Here is a 21,842-nt window from a genome sequence, read left to right as displayed (position 1 = left end):
GGCGATCTCCTTGGCGTGCCGCCAGGGCGGCTGCGTCCCGGCACCCGTGCCTCATGGGCCGACATGCCAGGCTGGTCTTGGAGGCGCGGGCTGGAATCGAACCAACCTCAGGAGATTTGCAATCTGCCGCATGACCACTCTGCCACCGCGCCGTTTTGTTTGTCCTAGGACGTAATGAATGGTACGGAAGCCGGGCAGGGCGCGGGCTTCTTCGAATCCACGAAAATTGTCCTGGCGTCCAGCATGAATGACGCAGGCCAAGGCCGCGTATGTCATAGGGCGTGTGACAGTGGGGGGACGGAGAGGGCGGCGCAATATGGCCGCAGGCAGCGTGGAGAGATGCCCGCGTTGCGAGCAGAAATGAAAAAAGGGCCCGAAGGCCCTTTCTCAAGGATTTCCAGAAAGAATCTGGAAATCAGAATTTGGAGCGGGAGACGAGTCTCGAACTCGCGACCTCAACCTTGGCAAGGTTGCGCTCTACCAACTGAGCTACTCCCGCATGGGTTCTGCACTTGAAACAGCCAGAACCTGTTTTCTTATTCACTCTGATCAACTTGGTTATCGATCAGAAGGCGCGCATTCTACATGATTTTTTTGAGCTTGTCTTGGCCTGGACTTATTTGGGTCTGTTCACTGCAAGCAGTTTGCGAACAAAGCCTGAAATTCAGGGCAAGCACTCAATCAAGTAATATGAGCGAAGACAGAAACTATAGCAATCCGCAGCATCCATGTCAAATTCTCCCGCCAAAGTTCTTCCGTCCCCAGCCTTGTCGCCCGTCAGCCAGGATCTCACCCGGCTGAATACGTTGGGCCTGGCGTCGCGGGCCGGGGCCTTTGTGACCCTGGAAGATGCGGCGCAGTTGCCGGCGTTGTCGCAGCTGGCGCACGAGACGTCTTCCCTGCTGGTGCTGGGGGGAGGCAGCAATCTGGTATTGCCGAGCCAGGTGCAGGGATTGGTGGCTCGCGTCGCGTTCAAGGGCGTGCGCTTGCTGGAAGCTCGTCCGGATGCCTGGCTGATCGAGGCGGCGGGCGGCGAGACCTGGCACGGCTTTGTCGAAACCTGCGTGAACCAGGGCTGGGACGGGCTGGAAAACCTGGCGCTGATCCCGGGTACGGTGGGCGCGGCACCGGTGCAGAACATCGGCGCTTACGGCGTTGAACTGCAGGAGCGTTTCCACAGCCTGACCGCCTGGGACGTGCGCGCAGGGCGCCTGGTCGAAATGAGCGCGGCCGATTGCCGCTTTTCCTACCGCGACAGCGTGTTCAAGCACGACGAGCCCGGACGCTGGGTCATCGTGAGTGTGCGTTTCGCCTTGCCCCGGCCCTGGCGGCCTGTGCTGGGCTACCCTGATTTGCAGCGCCACGCGCGGCTGGCGGCGGGACAGCCGAGCGCCCGCGCTATCTTCGACGCGGTGTGCGAGATCCGCCGCGCCAAGCTGCCCGATCCGGCGGTGACGGGCAACGCAGGCAGTTTTTTCAAGAACCCTATCGTGTCGGCGCAAGTGCGGGACAGGCTGCTGGACCGTTTTCCCGGTCTGGTGTCCTACGTCCAGCCCGACGGCGGCTACAAGCTGGCGGCCGGCTGGCTGATAGACCAATGCGGCTGGAAGGGCCGCTCGCTGGGGGCCGCGGGCGTGCATGAGCGCCAGGCTCTGGTACTGGTCAATCGCGGCGGGGCCACGGCGGCCGACATCATGGGCTTGGCGCATGCCATCCAGGCCGCGGTGTCCGAGCGCTACGGCGTGCGGCTCGAACCGGAACCCGTGGTGGTGTGAGGCCGTTTGGACCGGGCAAGAAAAAAGGACCCCGCAGGGTCCTTTTTTGCAGGCGAGGGCTTGGGCTTCAGAGGCCCAGCACCGATTGCATGTCGTACAGGCCGTTGTGCTTGCCTTCCAGGAAGCGGGCGGCGCGCAGGGCGCCTTCCGCATAGGTGGCGCGGCTGGCCGAGCGGTGCGTGATCTCGATGCGTTCGCCGGTGCCGCAGAAGGACACGGTGTGGTCGCCGACGATGTCGCCGCCGCGCAGCACCGAGAAGCCGATGGTGCCCGGCTTGCGCACGCCGGTATCGCCGTGGCGGCTCCAGGTGGCGACGTCCGGCAGGGCCACGTTCCAGGCCGAAGCAATGGTTTCGCCCATTTTCAGCGCGGTGCCCGAAGGCGCGTCGACCTTGTTGCGGTGGTGCGCTTCGAAGACTTCGACGTCGTAGCCGGAGTTCAGGATGCGAGCGGCCATGTCCAGCAGCTTGAGCGTGGCGTTCACGCCCACGCTCATGTTGGGCGCGAAGACGAGGCCGATCTTCTGGGCGGCGACTTCGATCGCGGCGCGGCCGTTGTCGTCGAAACCGGTGGTGCCGATGACGGCGTTCACGCCGTGCTTGACGCAGGCCTGCAAGTGTTCAAGCGTGCCTTCGGGGCGGGTGAAGTCGATCAGGCAGTCGGCCTGGGCCAGGGCGTCGAGGTCATCGGTGATGGCCACGCCCGTCTGCTTGCCCAGCGGCGCGCCGGCGTCCTGGCCCAGCGCGGCCGAGCCCTGGCGGTCCAGCGCCACGGCGAGCTGCAGGCCGGAGGCGTTCAGCACGGCTTCGATCAGCATCTGGCCCATACGGCCGCTGGCGCCGGCAATTGCGATACGCATAGATAGTCCTTGGTGTTACTTGAGCGGCTCTGGGGCGTTGCCGGGCTGGCCAGGGTACTGGTTGAGGGGGCTGACCGGGGCGGCGGAGTCGCGCTTGCGCTGGTCTTCCTCTTCCTTCTGGCGGGTTTCTTCTTCGATGAGGCGCTTGTCTGCCTTTTCGTCGGCGACGGCGTTGGGCGTATTGATCTGGTAAGGCTGCAGTTCTGGCTGCTTGTCGCCTTCCCAGCGGGTCAGGCGGTCGTTTTCGAACCAGACGGTGAATTTGCGTTCCTGGGCGTCGCCGTAGCCAGGCTTGTAGTAGTAGGGGTAGTCCCAGCGGTTGGCGTGCAGCACGCTGGTCAGCGTGGGGCTGCCAAGGGCGAAGCGCACCTGCTCGCGCGTCATGCCGGGCTGCAGCAGGGCGACCTGCTCCTGGGTGATCCAGTTTCCTTGCTGGACGCCGGCCTTGTAGGGGAAGCCCCACTTGTCCCCCGAGCATCCAGCCAGGGCGACGGCCAGAGCGGCCACCGCCAGGCCGGTCTTCAGCGAGCGGGAGGGAATTCGTGCAATCATGGACACTACGCGCCCCTATTATTTGGAAGCAGACAAAACCGTTATCATAAAGGTTTCATAAGGATAGTTCCGCGTGGCGGCATGATTTCGGTGAGCCGGCTCGCGGTGAACCTATCCTGCCCATGCCAACGCGGACGGAGAGCGATTACACCATGAGCGACCAAAGCGAACTGAAGAACATGGGTTTGAAGGCGACGTTTCCCCGCCTGAAAATTCTTGATATTTTCCGGAAATCGGATCAACGGCACCTGAGCGCCGAAGACGTCTATCGCGCCCTTATCGGCGAAAACGTCGAAATCGGGCTGGCCACCGTCTATCGCGTCCTGACCCAGTTCGAACAGGCCGGCATCCTTGCCCGCAGCCAGTTCGACAGCGGCAAGGCGGTGTTCGAGCTCAACGACGGCGATCACCACGATCACCTGATCTGCACGAATTGCGGCAAGGTGGTCGAGTTTTCGGACCCCGAAATCGAAAAGCGTCAGCAAAAGATTGCCAAGGACAACTCCTTCGCGCTGGAAAGCCACGCCATGGTGTTGTATGGCATCTGCGGCAGTTGCATGAAGGGCCGCTGATCCGGCCCTGCCTACGGCCCGCGGCTACGCTCGCAGCGGGTCCGTGAGATCCAAATCCCCTTCAATGTGAAGGGGATTTTTTTATGGCGCGAATCGGCCCTGTTTTTGCCGGCGTCCCGCCGTAAAGCGGCGGGCCAGCGCTTCAGTTCTGCCCGAAACCTTCCAGCATTTCGCGGGCGTGTTCGCGGGTGGTCGCGGTGAGCTTGATGCCGCCCAGCATGCGCGCGATTTCCTCGACGCGGGAGGAAGCGTCCAGTTCCTCGATGCTGGAGCGGGTGGCGCCGCGCGATTCCGCCTTGCTGACCAGGAATTGGTTGTTGGCGCAGGCCGCGACCTGGGGCAGGTGGGTCACGCACAGCACCTGATGACGTTCGCCGAGCTCGCGCAGCAGCTTGCCGACGGCCTCGGCCACCGCGCCGCCCACCCCGCTGTCGACTTCATCGAAGATCAGCGTCGGCACGCGCGCAGCGCGACTGGCGATGACCGACAGCGCCAGCGAAATCCGCGACAGTTCGCCGCCCGAAGCCACCTTGGCCAGCGGCCGCGGCGTGGTGCCGGCATGGCCGGCCACCAGGAATTCAACCTGCTCGTTGCCGTGCGCGGACGGCGCCGATTCGGCCAGCGTGGGTTCGAACTTGCCGCCCTGCATGGCCAGCGTCTGCATGGCTTGCGTGACCTGCTTGCCCAGGTCCTTGGCGACCTTGCGGCGCGCCGTCGTCAGCTTGGCGGCCGTGGCGTCGTATTGCGCCTGCGCAGCTTGCGTCTGGGCGCGCAGGGCATCGATGTCGCCCGCGGCTTGCAGCGCCTTGAGCTGCGCATGCAGCGTGTCGCGCAGCTCGCAAAGCGCGTCGGGCTCGACGCGGAATTTGCGAGCGGTTTCGAATACCAGGCCCAGGCGCGCCTCGACCGCTACGAGCCGCTGAGGATCGAGATCGACTCGGCTGACGTAGTTGTTCAGGTCCGATACGGCCTCGCTGATCGCGATGCGGGCCGATTCCAGTTCATCGTAGACGCCCTGCAAGCCGGGATCGTGGCGCAGCATCTGCTGGATGCGGTGGTTGGCCGCGGTGAGCCGGTGGTGCGCGGAATCGCCTTCGCCGTCCAGCCCTTCGAGGATCTGGTTGGCGCCATCCAGCAGGGATTGCGAATGCGACAGGCGGGTGTGCTCGGACTGCAGCGCATCCCATTCGTCGGGACCGAGATTCAGCTGATCGAGTTCGTCGACCTGCCATTGCAGGCGGTCGCGTTCGGTAGCCAGGCTTGCGGCGTCCTTTTCGGCGGATTCCAGCTGGCGCGCCAACGCGCGCCATTGCTTCCAGGCCTGGCCGACCGAGTTGCGCAGTTCGCCATGGCCGCCGTGGGCATCCAGCAGGTCGCGCTGGGCGTCGGCGCGCATCAGGCTCTGGTGCGCATGCTGGCCGTGGATGTCGACCAGGCTGTCGCCCAGTTCGCGCAATTGCGCCACGGTGGCCGGCGTGCCATTGATGTAGGCGCGGCTGCGGCCCTGGGCGTCGATGACGCGGCGCAGGGACAGTTCCGTGTCGGCGTCGATCTCGCGCTCTTGCAGCCAGGCGATCAGGCCCTTGGGGGTATCGAAGACCGCGGTGATGTCGGCGCGCGGCGCGCCCTCGCGCAGCATGCTGGCGTCGCCGCGTTCGCCCAGCGTGAGCGCCAGCGCGTCCACCAGTATGGATTTGCCTGCGCCGGTCTCACCGGAAAAGACGGTAAAGCCGGGGCCGAAATGGATCTCGGTCTGTTCGACGATGACGAAGTCGCGGATATGCAGGGTGCGCAGCATGTCGGGGCGCTTACTACTCTACGTTGTCGGAGGCTTCGGGCATCAGGTTCCAGTGCAGCTTGCGGCGCAGGGTGGAGAAGAAACTGTAGCCTTCGGGATGCACGAAGCGGATGGTATAGGGCGCGCGCTGCACGACGATGCGGTCGCCCGGCTGCAGGTCGGACCAGGTCTGCATGTCGAAATGCACGCTGGCGCCGACTTCCACGCGGCCCATGGCCGTGAGCGTCATGTTCAGCACGCCGGAGTCGGGAATGACGATGGGGCGGTTGGACAGGGTTTGCGGCGCCACCGGCACCAGCACCATGGCGTTCATGCCCGGATGCAGGATGGGACCGTTGGCCGACAGCGCATACGCGGTGGAGCCCGTGGGCGTGGCGATGATCAGGCCGTCGGCGCGCTGCGTGTACATGAAGGCGCCGTCCAGCTCCACCCGCACTTCGATCATGCCGCCGCGTCCCGCGCGGTTCAGCACCACGTCGTTCAGGGCCGACGCGGAATACATTTTCTGATCGCCGCGCCACACGCTGCCTTCCAGCAGCATGCGTTCCTCGATCTGGAAGCTGCCTTCGAGCACGCGCGCCAGCGCGCCATGCGCGTCCTGCAACGCGATGTCGGTGATGAAGCCCAGGCGTCCGTGGTTGATGCCGACCAGCGGCATGCCATAGGGAGCAAGGTGGCGGCTGGCGCCCAGCACGGTGCCGTCGCCGCCCATGACGACGGCCAGCGACGCGGTCTTGCCGATTTCCTCGAGCGTGGCGACGGGGTATTCGGTCAGCCCGGTGTTGCGCGCCGTGTCCGCATCGATGAGCACCTGCCGGCCCGCTTGCGTCAGCGCGTGGGCGAGTGCTCTCAGCGGTGTGTCCAGGCCGGTGTCCTGGTATCTGCCGATCAGGGCTACGGTAGGAAAATGCATGGCTGCTTGCGTATCAAAAAAGGCCGGACCAGAAGCCGAAACCTGCCCGGAATGGGCGGTTTAGCCGATTATATGGGGCCGCATATGTGCTTGCGGGACAAAAATCGCCTCAATTGAAAAAGATTCCCTAAAATACTTGTTATGGATGACCGCGCACGCGCACTACTGAAAGCGTTGATCGAACGCTATATCGCCGATGGGCAGCCAGTCGGCTCGCGGACGCTATCGAAAGTATTCGACTTGTCCCCGGCCACGATCCGCAATGTGATGGCGGATCTCGAAGAACTGGGACTGATCCACAGCCCGCACACCTCCGCCGGCCGCGTGCCCACGCCGCGGGGCTACCGCATGTTCGTCGATTCGCTGCTGGCGGTGCAGTCCTACCAGCTAGAACCGCACAACATGGGCGAGATGCTGGCGGCCGCCGAACCTACGCGCGCCGTCAATGCCGCCGCGGCCCTGCTGTCCAACCTGACCCAGTTCGCGGGAGTGGTGCTCACGCCCAAGCGCGCCCAGGTGTTCCGCCAGATCGAATTCATCCGCCTGTCCGATAAGCGCGTGCTGCTCATCATCGTCACGCCCGACGGCGATGTTCAAAATCGCATCCTTTTCGTTCAGCGCGACTATGCCGAAGCGGAACTGCTGGAAGCCGGCAATTTCTTCAACATGCATTTCGCCGGCAAGTCCTTCAATGTCGTGCGGCAAACCCTGTCGACCGAACTGGCGCAATTGCGCGAGGACATCTCGCGCCTGATGCAGGCCGCGGTCGAAGCCAGCGCGGAAGCCGCCGAGGACGGCGATGCCATGGTCATTTCCGGCGAGCGCAAGTTGCTGGACGTGACTGACATCGCCTCCGACATGGACCGCCTGCGCAAGATGTTCTCGCTGTTCGAGAAAAAGACCGACCTGCTGCAGCTCCTGGACGTGTCCACCCGCGCCCAGGGCGTGCAGATCTACATCGGCGGCGATTCGCAGTTGGTGCCGATGGAAGAGGTCTCGGTCATCACCGCGCCTTACGGCGTGGACGGCAAGGTCGTGGGCACGCTGGGCGTGATCGGTCCCACGCGCATGGCCTACGAGCGCGTCATTCCCATCGTGGATATCACGGCGCGCTTGCTGTCCAACGCCCTCAGCCACAACCAGTAGGTCCATCCGAAGCTACATCCTCCTTGCGGAGGAAGGGGAGTGTTTGTGTTTCTTCGCCTGTTCAAGTACCTGTGGCCTGAGCGCTATCTGCCGGAACCCGAGCGGGAGGACCCCTTCAACGAAGACCCCGCGCCGCGCGGGCCGGCCAAGGTCGGCGTGCTGCTGGTGAACCTGGGCACCCCGGACACCCCGGGTAAGCAAGACATACGCAAATACCTGGGCGAGTTCCTGTCCGACCCGCGCGTGATCGAGATCCCGCGCTATCTGTGGAAGCCCATCCTGCATTGCCTGGTGCTGACGATGCGGCCCAAGAAGCTGGAGCCGCGCTACGCCGGCGTCTGGATGAAGGAAGGCTCGCCCCTGATGGTGTACAGCCAGCGACAGGCCGATGGTGTGCGCGCGGCCCTGGCCGAGGCCGGAATCGACGCCGTGGTGGAGCTGGGCATGCGTTACGGCAACCCCTCGATCCCCGACGCCATTTCCCGGCTGCGCCGGCAGGGCTGCGAACGCATACTGACCGTCCCGCTCTATCCGCAGTACGCCGCCAGCACCACCGCCACGGTGGTGGATGCGGTCACCCGCCATGCCGGCCGCCTGCGCGACCAGCCCGAGCTGCGCTTCATCAAGCGTTTCCACGAAGAGCCGGCCTATCTGGACGCGCTGGCCGGTCGCATCGAACGCTATTGGCAAGAGCACGGCAAACCGCAGAAGCTGGTCATGAGCTTTCACGGCCTGCCGCGCTATTCGATCGAACTGGGCGACCCGTACTACCGCGACTGCATGGAAACGGCGCGCCTGCTGGGCCAACGCCTGTCGCTGCCGCGCGAACAGGTCGAGGTGACCTTCCAGAGCCGTTTCGGTACGGCCCGCTGGCTGGAGCCCTATACCGAACCGACCCTGAAGGCGCTGGCCGCCGCCGGGGTTACCGAGGTCGATGTGGTGTGCCCGGGTTTTGTGGCAGACTGTCTGGAAACCCTGGAAGAGATCAGCCTGGAGTGCCGCGACGCCTTTATCGGGGCGGGCGGCAAGCGTTTCCGCTACATCCCGGCGATCAACGACGATCCGGCCTGGATCGCAGGGCTGGCCGACCTGGTGGCACGCCACTTGCAGGGGTGGCCCACGCAAATCACGGACTTGAAGGAGAAGGCGCATGCACCATGATCCCAAGACTGGAAAGATCGTCAAAAAGGGGCAGGTCAGTACCCCGGTGGACGAAGATCAGGTGGAACACGAACTGGACGAGGCGCTTGCCGAGACCTTCCCCGCCAGCGACCCCATCGCGATCAGCCCCGAGCCGGACGAGGACCGCGCCGTGGACCGCGCCCTGAAGGACAGTTTTCCCGCCAGCGACCCGGTGGCGCCCGCACAGCCGCACAAGAAATAGCCTGGCGCAGAGGGCGTCCGCCATTTGCCGGATGGCGTCGAAAAGCGCTGAATCTATGCTTGCAGTCTGAGATTTGACGGCATTTGGCAGAAATTGGGCGGATTTGTGATTACATTCCGCCTGCCTCTGCTGGCTGGCGCCGTCAGGGAATATTTGCTTTCCCGGGCTTGAAATAGGGGTATTGGCCCCCATTCATGTCTGCGAAAGCCATACTTTTTGGAGGATTCCCCATGACGGCACCCAACGAGCCTGTAGATCAGACGCCCGAAGTCGGCCAGAACGCCGATGCGGCCTCCGCCGCCGAGGACGCCGTGCAGGCCGAGCTGAACGAGTTGCGCGCCCAGCTGGACGCCGCCCAGGCTACCGTCAATGAGCAGCAGGACCAGCTTTTGCGCATCCGGGCCGAAGCCGAGAACGTGCGCCGCCGTGCACAGGAAGACGTGTCCAAGGCGCGCAAGTTCGGCATCGAGTCGTTCGCGGAAAGCCTGGTCCCGGTCAAGGACAGCCTGGAAGCAGCGCTGGCCCAGCCTGAGCAAACCGTTGAAACCCTGAGCGAAGGCGTCCAAGTGACCCTCAAGCAGCTGACGGCCGCCTTCGAGCGCAATCTGCTCAAGGAAATCGTGCCGGCACAGGGCGACAAGTTCGACCCGCACCTGCACCAGGCCATTTCGTCCATCCCCGCCGAGCAGCCCGCCAATACCGTGGTCCAGCTGCTGCAAAAGGGCTACGCCATCGCCGACCGGACCTTGCGCCCCGCGCTGGTCGTGGTGTCCGCCGGCCAGGGCTGAGCAGGCGGCGCGCCATGACGGATCCCCGGTTCGACCCCGCCCAGATATTCCAGGTGTTCGGCATGCGGCACGTCGACACCGAGGGATTCGACGCGGCGGTGGTGCAGGCGCCGGGGACGGATCTGCGCTGCGTGTTCCTCTGGGGACAGGATTGCTATAACTGCAATATTTTCAAGCAGACCGCCTTGCTGCACCGGGACGCGCTGCTGGAGCTGGGGCTGACCTGGTTCGAAGCCGACGTCTACGCGGACGAAGCGCTGGGAAGGCGCTTCTCGCTGCATGGTGTCCCCACTTTTGTGCTGTACCGCGCTGGCAAGCGGCTGGGCCGCGTCACCGGCTGGCCCGGCCTGCCGCAGTTCACCGCGGCCATGCGCCGCCTGCAGGAAACGGCTGTAGAAAATTCCGGCCAGGCGTCTTGAAAAACCCTGCGGGCAGCCCCAGTTATGTGGGGACAAGAAGTTTCTCCCTATTTTCATAGATTCAATCAAGGTAACCGACCATGAGCAAGATTATTGGCATTGACCTGGGCACGACCAACAGCTGCGTGGCTGTCATGGACGGCGGGCAGGTCAAAATCATTGAAAACGCGGAAGGCGCTCGCACCACCCCCTCCATCGTCGCCTACATGGACGATGGCGAAACCCTGGTCGGCGCGCCGGCCAAGCGCCAGGCCGTGACCAACCCGCGCAACACCCTGTATGCGGTGAAGCGCCTGATCGGCCGCAAGTTCGAAGAGAAGGCGGTGCAGAAGGACATCAACCTGATGCCCTATGCCATCGTCAAGGCCGACAACGGCGACGCCTGGGTGGAAGTGCGCGGCAAGAAGATGGCGCCTCCCCAAGTGTCGGCCGACGTGCTGCGCAAGATGAAGAAGACCGCCGAGGACTACCTGGGCGAAGAAGTGACCGAGGCCGTCATTACCGTGCCCGCCTACTTCAACGACAGCCAACGCCAGGCCACCAAGGACGCTGGCCGCATCGCCGGTCTGGAAGTCAAGCGCATCATCAACGAACCCACCGCTGCCGCGCTGGCGTTCGGCCTGGACAAGACCGAAAAGGGCGACCGCAAGATCGCCGTCTATGACCTGGGCGGCGGCACGTTCGACGTGTCCATCATCGAAATCGCCGATGTGGACGGCGAAAAGCAGTTCGAAGTGCTGTCGACCAACGGCGACACCTTCCTGGGCGGCGAAGACTTCGACCAGCGCATCATCGACTACATCATTGCCGAGTTCAAGAAGGAGCAAGGCGTTGACCTGTCCAAGGACGTGCTGGCCCTGCAACGCCTGAAGGAAGCGGCCGAAAAGGCCAAGATCGAGCTGTCCTCGGCGCAACAGACCGAAATCAACCTGCCGTACATCACGGCGGATGCCTCGGGCCCGAAGCACTTGAACCTGAAGATCACGCGCGCCAAGCTGGAAGCGCTGGTCGAAGAACTGATCGAACGCACGATCGAGCCCTGCCGCGTGGCCATCAAGGACGCCGGCGTGAAGGTTTCCGACATCGACGACGTGATCCTGGTCGGCGGCATGACCCGCATGCCCAAGGTCCAGGAAAAGGTGAAGGAATTCTTCGGCAAGGATCCGCGCAAGGACGTGAACCCCGATGAAGCCGTCGCCGCTGGCGCCGCCATTCAAGGTTCCGTGCTGTCGGGCGACCGCAAGGACGTGCTGCTGCTGGACGTCACCCCCCTGTCCCTGGGCATCGAAACCCTGGGCGGCGTGATGACCAAGATGATCCAGAAGAACACGACCATTCCGACCCGGTTCTCGCAGACCTTCTCGACCGCTGACGACAACCAGCCGGCCGTGACGATCAAGGTGTTCCAGGGCGAGCGCGAAATCGCTGCGGGCAACAAGGCCCTGGGCGAGTTCAACCTCGAAGGGATCCCGCCGTCGCCCCGCGGCATGCCGCAGATCGAAGTCACCTTCGACATCGACGCCAACGGCATCCTGCACGTGTCCGCCAAGGACAAGGGCACCGGCAAGGAAAACAAGATCACCATCAAGGCCAACTCGGGTCTGTCGGAAGACGAGATCCAGCGCATGGTCAAGGATGCCGAGGCCAATGCCGAGGAAGATCACCGCGTTGCCGAACTGGCCCAGTCGCGTAACCAGGCCGACGCGCTGGTGCATGCCACCCGCAAGTCGCTGACCGAATATGGCGACAAGCTCGAGGCTTCCGAAAAGGAAGGCATCGAAGCCGCCATCAAGGAACTGGAAGACACGCTGAAGGACGGCGACAAGGCCGCGATCGACGCCAAGGTGGAAGCCCTGTCGACGGTTTCGCAGAAGCTGGGCGAAAAGATGTACGCCGACATGCAGGCGCAGCAAGCCGCCGGCCAGCAGCAAGCGGCCGACAACGCGAAGCCGGTGGACGACAATGTCGTCGACGCCGACTTCAAGGAAGTCAAGCGCGACCAATAATGGCCGGGCGCTGACCTGCCTCTGCCGCCCGGTAGCCGGAGAAATCCGCCTACCGGGCGTACTCATTCTGTAGCACTGAAAAGAAGGCTCGTTTTCGAGCCCACGGATCATGGCAAAACGTGACTATTACGAAGTCTTGGGCGTAGCGAAGAACGCCTCGGACGACGACCTCAAGAAGGCCTATCGAAAGCTGGCCATGAAGTACCATCCGGACCGCAATCCGGACAGCAAAGAAGCCGAAGAGAAGTTCAAGGAAGCCAAGGAAGCCTACGAGGTCCTGGGTGACGATCAGAAGCGCGCCGCCTACGACCGCTACGGCCACGCGGGCGTGGACCCCAACTCCGCCGGCATGGGCGGCGGCATGGGCGGCGGTTTCGCCGATGCGTTCGGCGACATCTTCGGCGAAATCTTCGGCGGCGGCGGCGGTGGCCGTCGTGGCGGCGGCCCGCAGGTTTACCGCGGCGCCGACCTGAAGTACGCGCTGGAAATCACGCTGGAGCAGGCCGCGGCCGGTTTCGACACCGAGATCCGCGTGCCCAGCTGGGAAAACTGCGACACCTGCCACGGTTCCGGCGCCAAGGCCGGTACCTCGCCCAAGACCTGCCGCACCTGCGGCGGCTCGGGCGCCGTGCGCATGCAGCAGGGTTTCTTCAGCGTGCAGCAGACCTGCCCGACCTGCCACGGCAACGGCAAGGAAATCACCGATCCCTGCCCCGCCTGCGACGGCGTGGGCCGCATCCGCCGCAACAAGACGCTGCAGGTCAAGATTCCGGCCGGCATCGATGACGGCATGCGCATCCGCTCCAGCGGCAACGGCGAACCGGGCATCAACGGCGGTCCTCCGGGCGATCTGTATGTGGAAATCCACATCAAGCAGCACAAGATCTTCCAGCGCGACGGCGACGACCTGCATTGCGAACTGACCATTCCGTTCACGTCGGCGGCGCTGGGCGGCGAGCTTCAGGTACCGACGCTGGGCGGCAAGGCCGAAATCTCGATCCCCGAAGGCACGCAGTCGGGCAAGACCTTCCGCTTGCGCGGCAAGGGCATCCGCGGCGTGCGCGGCAGCTACCCGGGCGATCTGTACTGCCATGTAGTGGTGGAAACGCCCGTGCGCCTGAGCGACGACCAGAAGAACATCCTGCGCCAGTTCGAGGCTTCGCTGAACGATGGCGGCGACCGCCATTCGCCGCAAAGCAAGTCCTGGACCGACCGGGTGAAGGAATTCTTCAGCTGAATTGGCTGAGGCATGCAAAAAGCCGCGATCATGATCGCGGCTTTTTTTTGCCCGGCGAGGGCGTGGGGGCGGGGGCAGCGCGCATATGAAAAGACCGCGGCTTGCGCCGCGGTCCAGTGCTACTGCTACTGCGAGTACTGCAACTGCTGTATCGACTGCAACTTCAACTTCAGCTTCTACTGCTACTTTCACAGCTACTGCTACTTCTACTGCTACTTCGACCGCCGCTGTCGCCGATAAAAACCGGCCTCAAACCATGATGCCGTCCGAGGCCGGCCGGGCCACAGCAAGCAGCTCACCGGGTGATCGGCGGGTACTCGAGTTCGCCGAACGTGTATTGGCCGCTGGCCTTGGCTTGCGCCAGTTCCTGCTGGACTTCAGCGCTGGTCTTGGCGCTGGCGGGGGCGGATACCGCCGCCGGGTATTCCAGTTCACCGAAGGTGTACTGGCCGCTGACCTTGGCTTGTTGCAGCTGGGCTTGCACTTCCTGCGAGCTCAGGCTGGTGGTCTGGGGCAGGGCGGGCGGATAGTCCAGCTCTCCGAAGGTGTACTGGCCGCTGATCTTGGCTTGCTGCAGTTCAGTGGCGACCTGGGCGCTGCTCTTGGCTTGTTCAACGCCGGCGGCTTGGGCGCCAACGCCAACCAGGGCCAGGGATAGCAGCAGGGTGGTGGTTAGGGTTTTCATGGTAGACCTCCAATTCGTCTTGGTTGGGGACCGAATCCGGCGGCCCTCCGTCGTGGTTCGTTGTGTGTTCCCGATGACTGAATTGTGCTCGTTATCCCACCTGGGATAAACCCGTATTTCTTGAAAACATCTTTCCAAATAATCGAGTAATCACGTTCGATTTTATGATTTCATCCATTTTTGGCATAGTCGGGGGGCGTTCTGGTGAATTTTGGTGAGCTGACCAGCGCCGGAAAGCCAAAAAAAGCCCCGCCGCAGCGGGGCTTGGGCGAGGCGGGCCTGGTCAGGGCGCCGGCTTCTTCTTGAAGTCGCCGGCAACCGCGGTGCTGAAACCGTCCGCGCGCAGATACTTGCGCAAAGCCGCATTGACCGAATCGGCCGTCAGCGCGGAGATCTTCTTGTCCATGTCGGCCGACCAGGCGAAGGTGCGGCCGCGCTGCATGTAATCCAGCCAGGTGCTGGCCAGGACGTCGTCCTGGGCGCGGGCCAGATTGCGGTAGTTCAGCAGGGCCGTGATGCCGTCCGAGATTTCCTTGTCCGTGAAGCCGTCCTTCAGCACGCGCGCCAGTTCTTCGCCGATGGCCTTTTCCAGGCGCTCGCGGTTTTGCGGCGCGTAGATGGCGTACATGGTCCAGCTGGCGGAGGGCTCGAACGACGAGACCGACAGCGAGCTGCGCACGTTGTACGAGAGGCCGTCGGTTTCGCGTACGCGGTTCCACAGGCGCGAGGTTTCGGAGGCGCCGAACAGGTAGTTGGCCAGGTACAGCGCGGCGTAGTCCGCGTCCGTGTCCTGCAGCTTCAGCGGCATGCGCGAAATGTAGAACGCATTGGCCTTGTCGGGCGTGTCGATGTCGAACTGCTTGGCGGGAATGTCGCGGTACGGATTGGGCACGCGCGTGTAGCCAGGAGCCTTTTTCCAGCCGGCCAAACCGGTCTTGAGCGCCTTTTCCACGGCTGCGGGCTCGAAATCGCCCACCGCCGAGTACTCGATGTTGCCGGCGCCGTAGAACTTGGAATGGAACTTGACCAGGGCGTCGCGGTTCAGGGCGCGCACGCCGGCCAGCGATTCCTCGAAGGTCGGCACGTAGCGCAGGTCATTGGCGGGCCACGGATTGTCCTGGCGGGCCAGCGCGCGTCCGGCCAGTGCCGACGGTTCGGTCATGGCGTTCTGGATCGAGGTTTCGAGCTGGCGCTGATATTCCTCCAGTTGCTCCTTGGGGAAGTTGGCGTTGCGGACGATGTCCAATGCCAGCGCGGTGAGTTCGGGCAGGTTTTCGCCCTTGGTCGACATGGCGATCTTGAGCGTGGTGCCGCCGCCGCTGAAGCCGAGTTCGGCCTGCAGCTTGTCCAGGCGGTCCTGGATGTCCTGGCGCGACAGCTTGGCCGTGCCGCGGGTCAGCAGGTCGGCCACGGCGCTGGAATTCACGCGTTGGCCGAGCAGGTCTTTTTCGTTGCCGAACTGGATCAGCATCTGCGCCTGCACCCGGTTGCCGCGCGTGGCCTTGGGCAGCAGCGCCAACTGCACGGAGCCGTTGGGCAGGTCCAGCTTCTTGCGCTGCGTCAGCTTGTCGATGTTCTCGGGCGTGGGGTCGAAGGCCGATGCGGCCTTGAAGTCCGGATCGCCCTTGTAGTCCTTGAAGACGGCCGTCAGGTCCACCCGTTGTTCTTGCGGCGCGCGCACGGGCTTCTCGGTGGGGATGTAGCGGCCTTCGATGCTGTTGCTTTGGACCAGGTAGGTGGTCGCGGCGCGCTGCACTTCGGCCAGCGTGGCCTTGCGGGCGCGGTCGCGCTGCAGGAAGAACAGGCGCCAGTCGCCGGCGGCGATGGCCTCGGACAGCGCCACGCCGACCTGTTCGGGATCGCTATAGGTCTGTTCCCAGGCAGTCAGCCATTTGCTGCGGGCGCGGTCCAGCTCCTGCTGTGTGAAGGGCTTCTTGTCCAGGGTCTCCAGCGTGCCGGTCAGCGCCTTCATGGCGGCGTCCAGGCTCTTGCCCGGCGTCAGTTGGGCGGCGAACATCGCCAGGCCCGGATCCAGGTTTTCCATGGTGAAGCCGAACACGCCCGAGGCCAGCTTGGTCGGGACCAAGGCATGGTAGAGACGGCCGGAGGGCGTGTCGGCCAGGATGGTGGCGGCCAGGTCCAGCGGCACGAAGTCGGCGCTGCCGGCGGCAGGAATGTGGTACATGGCCGCGACCAGCGGCGTGCCGCCCGTGCGGCGCAGGGTTACGGAACGTTCACCGTCCTGCACGGGTTCCACCGTGTATTCGGGCGGGAGCTTGCGCTCGGGCTTGGGCAGCTTGCCCAGCGTTTCCTCGATGTCGGCCAGGGTTGCCTGCGGGTCGAACTTGCCCGCCACGATCAGCACGGCGTTATCGGGCTGGTAGTACTCGTGATAGAAGGCGCGCAACTGGCCGATGTCCACGTTCTCGACGTCGGAACGGGCGCCGATGGTGTTCTTGCCGTAGCTGTGCCACTGGAAGGCCGCGGCCTGCATCTTCTGCATCAGGATGCGGAAGGGGCTGTTTTCGCCGCTTTCCATTTCGTTGCGGACTACGGTCATTTCCGAGTCCAGGTCTTCCTTGGCGATCAGGGAATTGACCATGGCGTCGGCCTGCCAGCCCAGGTACCACTTGAGCGTGTCGGGGTTGGCGGCGAAGCTGGCGAAGTAGTTGGTGCGGTCGCTGGAGGTCGAACCATTGGCCTGCAAGCCGCGGCGCGAGAACTCGCCCATGGCGTTGCGGGTGGTCGAGGTGCCCTTGAACAGCATGTGCTCCAGCAGGTGAGCCATGCCTGTCTGGCCGTAGTTCTCGTTGCGCGAGCCCACCAGGTAGGTCATGTTGACGGTGGTGGACGGCTTGGATTCATCGGGAACCAGCAGCACCCTCAGGCCGTTGGCCAGGCGGTATTCGGTGATGCCTTCGATCGAGGCGGCCTCCGAGACGCCCGCCGGCAGGCTGGCGGCGCCGGCCTGAAAGGCCAGGAAGGAGGAAAACAGCAGCACGCTCAGCGGGCGCGGCAGCTTCGACAGGGACAGGCGCATGGCAGACAATTCCTTTGGCATGGCAGAATCCGTTGGAGTGTATACGTTGGCAATGGTTCAGGGGCGCGGCGCGGCGTTGTCCGCGGCGCGCGGCCCGGGACCGCAAGCAAGGAAGTCCTCATGTCTCTATCCCTGGAAGTCGAAACGCCGCGCCTGGTGCTGCGCCAATGGCGCGCCGCCGACCGTGAACCTTTCGCGGCGCTGAACCAGGACCCCCGCGTCGCCGAGTACCTGCTGGCGCTGAATGCACAGGAAAGCGATGCGCTTGCCGACCGGCTGGCCGCCGGCATCGACGAGCACGGCTGGGGCTTCTGGGCCGTGGAGGCGCCAGGCGTGGCGCCCTTCATCGGTTTTGTCGGCATCAAGCCGCTGGCGCCCACCCTGCCGTTCGCGCCAGGCGTGGAGATAGGCTGGCGCCTGGCGCAGCGGCACTGGGGCAAGGGCTACGCCAGCGAAGCCGCCGAGGCGGCCTTGCGCGCGGGGTTCGAGCAGGTGGGACTGGATGAGATCGTGGCCTTCACGGCCACGGGCAACCAGCGTTCGCGCGCGGTGATGGACCGCTTGGGCATGAGGGAGGATCCGGAAGGTTTCGACCATCCCGCCGTTCCACAGGGGCATCCGCTGTGTCGACATGTGCTGTACCGCATTGGGCGTGAGGACTGGCGATTGCGGCAAATTGGTGACACAGGTGAAGCAGCCGTGCCAGTTGCGGCGGCATAAGGGTCCAGGAGGGGCGTCCGGCTGTGATGTTGCGGCGCAATATGACGAAATGACGGGGCTGATTTGAGCTGTCCCGGCCCGCGGGTGTAAGCTTTTCAAGACGCAGTACCCAGTTGCAGACGGGATGCGCGACAGCCCGCCCACAGGTTTCCCGTCCAACGCCAGACGCCGTTTTCTGCCCGGCGCCGGTGCTTGTCGTTCGCGCCTTCGCCGCCGGCATTGTGCCGGCGCACTTACCGGAGGAACGACCCATGCTGACCGAGATCGTCACGCGTGCCTTGTCCCAATTGACCGGCAGCCCATTGAGCGGCGACGGGATCAAAGGACAGTTTCAGTACGCCTATGCCAGTGATGACGGCCAATTCGTGGCCATATTGACCCATGACATGACCACCTATGTGGTGGACTTGAGCACACAACGATATTTCGCGGAGTGCGGCGGCTCGCCACGGGGCTTCGCCGGGCACGTGCTGGAAATGGAAGGCGCGGCGGCGCGCAGCCATCCCTGGCCCGCCGCCAACGATCTGTTCGACCTGGACATGGATGCGGATGAGCTTGCATGGCGCAACTGCCCTGGCTTGCGTGGCGAGCCGCCCGCCGCCCGATCTGCTGAGAGCCGCGCCGCCTGAGAGTGGCCAGAAGCGGCAAGATCCAATTGAACCGGCGGCTCCGCCGGTTTTTTTTGCCTGTAGCGGCCGAAAGCCGAATCGCCGCAAGGCCTTGCGGGTCGCTACAATTTGCGCCATGACTACGCACGCCGAAACCCGCGCGCCGGATGGCGCAACCCTGGTCGATTGCACGCATGAGCGCCATGCCGACCAGATACTGGCCATATTCAACGACGCCATCGTCAATTCCACCGCGCTGTACGACTACAAGCCGCGGCCGCGCGAGGCGATGCTGGGCTGGTTCCAGACCAAGCAGCAGGGCGGTTTTCCGGTGCTTGGGTACGAGAATGCCGACGGCGAACTGATGGCCTTCGCCAGCTACGGCACCTTCCGCGCCTGGCCGGCCTTCAAGTACTCGGTGGAGCATTCCGTGTACGTGGACGGACGTTTTCGCGGACTGGGCTTGGGCGAGGCGCTGATGCGCGAGCTGATCCAGCGGGCGCGCGCCAATCAAGTGCACGTGCTGGTCGGCGGCATCGACGCGAGCAATCAGGGCAGCATCCGCCTGCACGAGAAGCTGGGCTTCACGCATGCAGGCACCATCCGCGAGGCAGGCTTCAAGTTCGGACGCTGGCTGGATCTGGCGTTCTATCAGCTGACGCTGGATACGCCTGAAAAGCCGGTCGACGGGTGACCGGCAGTCCTACTTCGATAGCACACGCATGGCCTGTTCCAGGCCGGCGACCGTCACCGGGTACATGCGGCCCTGCATGATGTCGCGCATCAGCGCGATGGACTGGCGGTATTGCCAGGACGCGGTGGGCTCGGGATTGAGCCAGACCGATTTGGGCCAGGCGTCCAGCAGGCGGCGCATCCATTCGGCGCCGGGCTCCTTGTTGTAGTGCTCGACGGAGCCGCCCGGCTGCAGGATTTCGTAGGGGCTCATGGTGGCGTCGCCGACGATGATCAGGCGCCAATCCGGGTTGTACTTGCGCAGCACGTCCCAGGTGTCGAAGCGTTCGTTCTGGCGCCGGCGGTTGCTTTGCCACAGGCTTTCGTACGGGCAGTTGTGGAAGTAGTAGACCTCCAGGTTGCGGAATTCGCTGCGCGCCGCCGAGAACAATTCCTCGACGCGTCCGATGTGGTCGTCCATGCTGCCGCCCACGTCCAGCAGCATCAGCACCTTCACGGTGTTGTGGCGTTCGGGGACCATGCGCAGGTCCAGATGGCCGGCATTGCGCGCGGTGCTGGCGATGGTGTCGTCCAGGTCCAGTTCCATTTCGGCGCCTTGCCTTGCGAAGCGCCGCAGGCGGCGCAGCGCCACCTTGAAGTTGCGCGTGCCCAGCTCGACCTGATCGTCGTAGTCCTTGAACTGGCGCATGTCCCAGACCTTGACCGCGCTGCGGTTGCCGGCAGAGTCGCCGCCCACGCGTATGCCTTCGGGGTGGTAGCCGCCATTGCCGAAAGGCGAGGTGCCGCCGGTGCCGATCCATTTGCTGCCGCCGGCGTGGCGTTCCTTCTGCTCTTCCAGGCGCTCCTTGAAGAGCTCCATCAGCTTGTCCCAGCCGTGCTTTTCGATTGCGGCTTTTTCTTCCGGGCTCAGGCTTTTTTCGAACTGCTTGATGAGCCAGTCCAGCGGGATTTCCTTGCCTGGGGGCAGGGCGGCCGCGATGCCCTTGTAGTAGGCGCCGAAAGCCTTGTCGTAGCGGTCGTAGAGCGCCTCGTCCTTGACCAGCGTGGCGCGCGCCAGGAAGTAGAACTCGTCCAGCGTGGGCGCCATGAGATCCTGGCGCAGGGCGTCCACCAGGGTCAGGTATTCCTTGACCGAGACGGGCAGCTTATGCGCCCGGAGGTGATAGAAGAAGTCGATCAGCATTTGCGGGCTGCCGGTAGTTGCTGGCGGGTCGTTGCTGGCGGATCAGCGGCGCTGGCCGCCGCGCGTCATGGCCGCCAGGCGTTCCAGCAGGTGCACGTCCTGCTCGTTCTTGAGCAGCGCGCCGGCCATCAGCGGCACGGCCGTGGCCGTGTGCGCGTCGATCTCGGCGGCGGTCGAACCCTCGGCCAGCAACAGGCGCAACCAATCCAGCAGTTCGGAGGTGGACGGTTTTTTCTTCAGGCCCGGCGCGTCGCGCAGCGCGAAGAAGGTGTCCAGCGCCGCGCGCAGCACGTCCTGCTTCAGGTGCGGGTAGTGCACGGCCACGATGTCGCGCATGGTTTCGCGGTCGGGGAAACGGATGTAGTGGAAGAAGCAGCGGCGCAGGAAAGCGTCGGGCAGGTCCTTTTCGTTGTTGGACGTGATGATGACCAGCGGACGGTGCCGCGCGGAGATGGTCTCGCGCGTTTCGTACACGTGGAATTCCATGCGGTCCAGTTCGCGCAGCAGATCGTTGGGGAATTCGATGTCGGCCTTGTCGATCTCGTCGATCAGCAGCACCACCGGCTCAGGCGACTGGAAGGCCTGCCACAGCGTGCCCTGCACGATGTAGTTGCGAATGTCGCGGACCTTTTCGTCGCCCAGCTGCGAGTCGCGCAGGCGCGACACCGCGTCGTATTCATACAGGCCCTGATGGGCCTTGGTGGTCGACTTGATGTGCCACTGCAACAGCGGCCGTCCCAGCGCACGCGCCACTTCCTCGGCCAGCATGGTCTTGCCGGTGCCGGGTTCGCCCTTGATCAGCAGCGGACGCTGCAAGGTGAGGGCGGCATTGACGGCGAGTTTCAGGTCATCGGTGGCGACATAGTTGTCGGTCCCGTCGAAGCGGTCTGGCGAGGCGGAAGTAGCGGACTGGGCTGCGGACATGGTCTGATGGCTTCTGAGATTTGACGGTGATCAATACCATGGTAAAGGTATTAATCCTGAGCAATTATCGTACAATCAGGCGGTTTTGCTTTGGGTTCGACCCGCAACGTGTTTGCCGAGGGCCTTTTCGTGTGAGCAGGCCCTAGTCCTTAGCCATACCAAGAAGAGCCATTCCAATGAAGTTGCGAACCTCTCTGAAGTACACGGTATCCGTGTTGGCCGCGATGGCATCCTGTGCGATCGCCGGCCAGTCTGTTGCTGCAGACGCAGCAGTGGTCGGTAATGTCCAGAACGCCCGCGACAAGGTTTCCATGTGCATCGGTTGCCACGGCATCGAAGGCTACAAGGCAACGTTTCCCGAGCTGTACCACGTGCCGATGATCGCTGGGCAGAACGCCAAGTACATCGAAACCGCCCTCAACGAGTACAAGAAAGGCGCGCGCAGCCATCCCACGATGGACGCCATTGCCGGCAGCCTGTCCGACCAGGACATCGCCGATCTGGCCGCGTACTACTCGAATCTCAAGTAAGGGGGCAAAC

Annotated in this window: 21 protein-coding genes and 2 tRNA genes; 13 read left to right on the top strand and 10 right to left on the bottom strand. The window is 63.9% G+C overall.

The genetic code is table 11. The features are described 5' to 3' along the window. Positions 1-78 precede the first annotated feature (78 nt). Both AC1RHV_RS23750 and AC1RHV_RS23745 read right to left on the bottom strand, forming a co-directional pair. Positions 79-152, bottom strand: a tRNA-Cys gene (locus AC1RHV_RS23750). A 271-nt stretch (positions 153-423) separates the two neighbouring features. Then, positions 424-499, bottom strand: a tRNA-Gly gene (locus tag AC1RHV_RS23745). A gap of 229 nt (positions 500-728) precedes the next feature. On the opposite strand from AC1RHV_RS23745, the gene murB reads away from it, so the two are divergent. Next, the gene (gene murB, locus AC1RHV_RS23740) at positions 729-1,775 is read left to right on the top strand and encodes a UDP-N-acetylmuramate dehydrogenase (protein ID WP_492302118.1); all 1,047 of its coding nucleotides are present in this window, start codon (positions 729-731) and stop codon (positions 1,773-1,775) included. Positions 1,776-1,842: 67 nt separating this feature from the next. Here murB and dapB read toward each other — a convergent pair whose 3' ends face one another. Both dapB and AC1RHV_RS23730 read right to left on the bottom strand, forming a co-directional pair. After that, the gene (gene dapB, locus AC1RHV_RS23735) at positions 1,843-2,634 is read right to left on the bottom strand and encodes a 4-hydroxy-tetrahydrodipicolinate reductase (RefSeq protein ID WP_492302117.1); all 792 of its coding nucleotides are present in this window, start codon (positions 2,632-2,634) and stop codon (positions 1,843-1,845) included. 15 nt (positions 2,635-2,649) lie between these two features. Next, positions 2,650-3,186: an outer membrane protein assembly factor BamE gene (locus AC1RHV_RS23730; protein WP_054450027.1), complete on the bottom strand. Its 537-nt coding sequence runs from the start codon at positions 3,184-3,186 to the stop codon at positions 2,650-2,652. A gap of 152 nt (positions 3,187-3,338) precedes the next feature. On the opposite strand from AC1RHV_RS23730, the gene fur reads away from it, so the two are divergent. Then, entirely contained in the window at positions 3,339-3,758 is a 420-nt protein-coding gene (fur, locus tag AC1RHV_RS23725; RefSeq protein WP_043543731.1) for a ferric iron uptake transcriptional regulator, read from the top strand. Positions 3,759-3,900: 142 nt separating this feature from the next. Here the strand turns inward: fur and recN are convergent, their stop codons facing one another. Beyond that, positions 3,901-5,556 carry a DNA repair protein RecN gene (gene recN / locus AC1RHV_RS23720; protein ID WP_119450762.1) on the bottom strand — a complete coding sequence of 552 codons (1,656 nt, stop codon included), beginning with the start codon at positions 5,554-5,556 and terminating at the stop codon, positions 3,901-3,903. A 13-nt stretch (positions 5,557-5,569) separates the two neighbouring features. Then, the gene (locus AC1RHV_RS23715) at positions 5,570-6,469 is read right to left on the bottom strand and encodes an NAD kinase (RefSeq protein ID WP_054450031.1); all 900 of its coding nucleotides are present in this window, start codon (positions 6,467-6,469) and stop codon (positions 5,570-5,572) included. 141 nt (positions 6,470-6,610) lie between these two features. Here AC1RHV_RS23715 and hrcA point away from each other — a divergent pair, with 141 nt between their 5' ends. From hrcA to dnaJ, 7 genes are all read left to right on the top strand, one after another. Further along, positions 6,611-7,615: a heat-inducible transcriptional repressor HrcA gene (gene hrcA / locus AC1RHV_RS23710; RefSeq protein WP_054450033.1), complete on the top strand. Its 1,005-nt coding sequence runs from the start codon at positions 6,611-6,613 to the stop codon at positions 7,613-7,615. A gap of 45 nt (positions 7,616-7,660) precedes the next feature. Beyond that, positions 7,661-8,776, top strand: coding sequence for a ferrochelatase (gene hemH / locus AC1RHV_RS23705; RefSeq protein ID WP_306650454.1), 1,116 nt, complete (start codon positions 7,661-7,663; stop codon positions 8,774-8,776). Then, positions 8,766-8,999, top strand: coding sequence for a hypothetical protein (locus AC1RHV_RS23700; RefSeq protein WP_013391860.1), 234 nt, complete (start codon positions 8,766-8,768; stop codon positions 8,997-8,999). Before hemH ends, AC1RHV_RS23700 begins: the two co-directional genes overlap by 11 nt. Before the next feature lie 230 nt (positions 9,000-9,229). Next, positions 9,230-9,787 (top strand): nucleotide exchange factor GrpE, encoded by a 558-nt coding sequence (grpE, locus tag AC1RHV_RS23695; RefSeq protein ID WP_492302114.1) that lies wholly within the window; start codon positions 9,230-9,232, stop codon positions 9,785-9,787. A gap of 14 nt (positions 9,788-9,801) precedes the next feature. Beyond that, complete coding sequence (locus AC1RHV_RS23690; protein WP_054450037.1) at positions 9,802-10,206, top strand: thioredoxin family protein; 405 nt, start codon at positions 9,802-9,804, stop codon at positions 10,204-10,206. Positions 10,207-10,286: 80 nt separating this feature from the next. After that, entirely contained in the window at positions 10,287-12,212 is a 1,926-nt protein-coding gene (dnaK, locus tag AC1RHV_RS23685; protein ID WP_054450039.1) for a molecular chaperone DnaK, read from the top strand. 109 nt (positions 12,213-12,321) lie between these two features. Further along, on the top strand, positions 12,322-13,449 hold the full coding sequence (dnaJ, locus tag AC1RHV_RS23680; RefSeq protein WP_059373782.1) for a molecular chaperone DnaJ: 1,128 nt from the start codon (positions 12,322-12,324) through the stop codon (positions 13,447-13,449). A 295-nt stretch (positions 13,450-13,744) separates the two neighbouring features. On the opposite strand, the gene AC1RHV_RS23675 is transcribed toward dnaJ, so the two are convergent. Then, positions 13,745-14,134, bottom strand: coding sequence for a DUF4148 domain-containing protein (locus tag AC1RHV_RS23675; protein WP_119450764.1), 390 nt, complete (start codon positions 14,132-14,134; stop codon positions 13,745-13,747). A 283-nt stretch (positions 14,135-14,417) separates the two neighbouring features. Beyond that, the gene (locus AC1RHV_RS23670) at positions 14,418-17,174 is read right to left on the bottom strand and encodes a M16 family metallopeptidase (protein ID WP_119450765.1); all 2,757 of its coding nucleotides are present in this window, start codon (positions 17,172-17,174) and stop codon (positions 14,418-14,420) included. 120 nt (positions 17,175-17,294) lie between these two features. Here AC1RHV_RS23670 and AC1RHV_RS23665 point away from each other — a divergent pair, with 120 nt between their 5' ends. The 3 genes from AC1RHV_RS23665 (at position 17,295) to AC1RHV_RS23655 (ending at position 19,196) form a co-directional block, all read left to right on the top strand. Then, positions 17,295-17,894 carry a GNAT family N-acetyltransferase gene (locus tag AC1RHV_RS23665; protein WP_492302111.1) on the top strand — a complete coding sequence of 200 codons (600 nt, stop codon included), beginning with the start codon at positions 17,295-17,297 and terminating at the stop codon, positions 17,892-17,894. 251 nt (positions 17,895-18,145) lie between these two features. Next, positions 18,146-18,523 carry a hypothetical protein gene (locus AC1RHV_RS23660; protein WP_054450052.1) on the top strand — a complete coding sequence of 126 codons (378 nt, stop codon included), beginning with the start codon at positions 18,146-18,148 and terminating at the stop codon, positions 18,521-18,523. 115 nt (positions 18,524-18,638) lie between these two features. Next, on the top strand, positions 18,639-19,196 hold the full coding sequence (locus AC1RHV_RS23655) for a GNAT family N-acetyltransferase (RefSeq protein ID WP_119450767.1): 558 nt from the start codon (positions 18,639-18,641) through the stop codon (positions 19,194-19,196). 9 nt (positions 19,197-19,205) lie between these two features. Here the strand turns inward: AC1RHV_RS23655 and AC1RHV_RS23650 are convergent, their stop codons facing one another. Both AC1RHV_RS23650 and AC1RHV_RS23645 read right to left on the bottom strand, forming a co-directional pair. Next, positions 19,206-20,378, bottom strand: a complete 1,173-nt coding sequence (locus AC1RHV_RS23650; protein WP_054450056.1) for a vWA domain-containing protein — start codon at positions 20,376-20,378, stop codon at positions 19,206-19,208. A gap of 42 nt (positions 20,379-20,420) precedes the next feature. Continuing rightward, positions 20,421-21,302, bottom strand: a complete 882-nt coding sequence (locus AC1RHV_RS23645) for an AAA family ATPase (RefSeq protein ID WP_042796600.1) — start codon at positions 21,300-21,302, stop codon at positions 20,421-20,423. A 176-nt stretch (positions 21,303-21,478) separates the two neighbouring features. On the opposite strand from AC1RHV_RS23645, the gene AC1RHV_RS23640 reads away from it, so the two are divergent. Further along, the gene (locus AC1RHV_RS23640; protein WP_013391872.1) at positions 21,479-21,832 is read left to right on the top strand and encodes a c-type cytochrome; all 354 of its coding nucleotides are present in this window, start codon (positions 21,479-21,481) and stop codon (positions 21,830-21,832) included. Positions 21,833-21,842 lie beyond the last annotated feature (10 nt).

This window comes from Achromobacter sp. GW823-FHT04E03 (genome assembly GCF_058796095.1).
The sequence above is the reverse complement of the archived record's forward strand: the minus strand, read 5'-3'. Positions and strand labels throughout refer to the sequence as shown.

Coding starts and splice junctions, on each gene's coding strand:
- murB (WP_492302118.1), top strand. CDS start 729: ATGTCAAATTCTCCCGCCAAAGTTCTTCCGTCCCCAGCCTTGTCGCCC.
- dapB (WP_492302117.1), bottom strand. CDS start 2,634: ATGCGTATCGCAATTGCCGGCGCCAGCGGCCGTATGGGCCAGATGCTG.
- AC1RHV_RS23730 (WP_054450027.1), bottom strand. CDS start 3,186: ATGATTGCACGAATTCCCTCCCGCTCGCTGAAGACCGGCCTGGCGGTG.
- fur (WP_043543731.1), top strand. CDS start 3,339: ATGAGCGACCAAAGCGAACTGAAGAACATGGGTTTGAAGGCGACGTTT.
- recN (WP_119450762.1), bottom strand. CDS start 5,556: ATGCTGCGCACCCTGCATATCCGCGACTTCGTCATCGTCGAACAGACC.
- AC1RHV_RS23715 (WP_054450031.1), bottom strand. CDS start 6,469: ATGCATTTTCCTACCGTAGCCCTGATCGGCAGATACCAGGACACCGGC.
- hrcA (WP_054450033.1), top strand. CDS start 6,611: ATGGATGACCGCGCACGCGCACTACTGAAAGCGTTGATCGAACGCTAT.
- AC1RHV_RS23700 (WP_013391860.1), top strand. CDS start 8,766: ATGCACCATGATCCCAAGACTGGAAAGATCGTCAAAAAGGGGCAGGTC.
- grpE (WP_492302114.1), top strand. CDS start 9,230: ATGACGGCACCCAACGAGCCTGTAGATCAGACGCCCGAAGTCGGCCAG.
- AC1RHV_RS23690 (WP_054450037.1), top strand. CDS start 9,802: ATGACGGATCCCCGGTTCGACCCCGCCCAGATATTCCAGGTGTTCGGC.
- dnaK (WP_054450039.1), top strand. CDS start 10,287: ATGAGCAAGATTATTGGCATTGACCTGGGCACGACCAACAGCTGCGTG.
- dnaJ (WP_059373782.1), top strand. CDS start 12,322: ATGGCAAAACGTGACTATTACGAAGTCTTGGGCGTAGCGAAGAACGCC.
- AC1RHV_RS23675 (WP_119450764.1), bottom strand. CDS start 14,134: ATGAAAACCCTAACCACCACCCTGCTGCTATCCCTGGCCCTGGTTGGC.
- AC1RHV_RS23670 (WP_119450765.1), bottom strand. CDS start 17,174: ATGCGCCTGTCCCTGTCGAAGCTGCCGCGCCCGCTGAGCGTGCTGCTG.
- AC1RHV_RS23665 (WP_492302111.1), top strand. CDS start 17,295: ATGTCTCTATCCCTGGAAGTCGAAACGCCGCGCCTGGTGCTGCGCCAA.
- AC1RHV_RS23660 (WP_054450052.1), top strand. CDS start 18,146: ATGCTGACCGAGATCGTCACGCGTGCCTTGTCCCAATTGACCGGCAGC.
- AC1RHV_RS23655 (WP_119450767.1), top strand. CDS start 18,639: ATGACTACGCACGCCGAAACCCGCGCGCCGGATGGCGCAACCCTGGTC.
- AC1RHV_RS23650 (WP_054450056.1), bottom strand. CDS start 20,378: ATGCTGATCGACTTCTTCTATCACCTCCGGGCGCATAAGCTGCCCGTC.
- AC1RHV_RS23645 (WP_042796600.1), bottom strand. CDS start 21,302: ATGTCCGCAGCCCAGTCCGCTACTTCCGCCTCGCCAGACCGCTTCGAC.
- AC1RHV_RS23640 (WP_013391872.1), top strand. CDS start 21,479: ATGAAGTTGCGAACCTCTCTGAAGTACACGGTATCCGTGTTGGCCGCG.